The sequence below is a fragment of the Desulfonatronum sp. SC1 genome (assembly GCF_003046795.1).
In the GTDB taxonomy this organism is placed as follows: domain Bacteria; phylum Desulfobacterota; class Desulfovibrionia; order Desulfovibrionales; family Desulfonatronaceae; genus Desulfonatronum.
Genome location: NZ_PZKN01000194.1, coordinates 1 through 417, shown reverse-complemented (window position 1 = coordinate 417; position 417 = coordinate 1). Strand labels below are relative to the sequence as shown.

Annotated in this window: 1 protein-coding gene; it reads left to right on the top strand. The window is 52.8% G+C overall.

Translation table 11 applies throughout. The annotated features are described in order from the left end of the window. The coding region (locus C6366_RS21260; protein WP_233248596.1) for a hypothetical protein at positions 1 to 417 on the top strand (417 nt) is incomplete at both ends.

The following is a 417-nucleotide window of genomic DNA, read 5'->3' as shown; positions in this document are numbered from 1 at the left end:
TACACTTTTCGCTATTTCTGGGAAGGCGCACATCAGCCATCGGGGATGGCGCTGGAGCGCACCAATGGCGATGGCCGCACCGTAGCGTCGGGTGCCACAGGCATGGGATTGATGGCCATGGTGGTGGCTTATGAGCGCGCTTACGAGGAGCGGGCTGAAATCAAGACACGCATCCTTAAAATATTAGAGTTTCTCGAAAATTGTGAGCGCCACAAAGGGGCATGGGCGCATTGGTACAATGGTGATACCTATCAAACGCAACCGTTTTCATCTCTGGATGATGGTGGCGACCTGGTGGAGACCTCGTTTGTGGTTCAGGCACTTATTACGCTGAGGAACTATTTCCGCGATGAGGATGCCCAGTCGGTACAAATTCGTCAGAAAGCGACTCTTTTATGGGAAGGCATCGACTGGAAC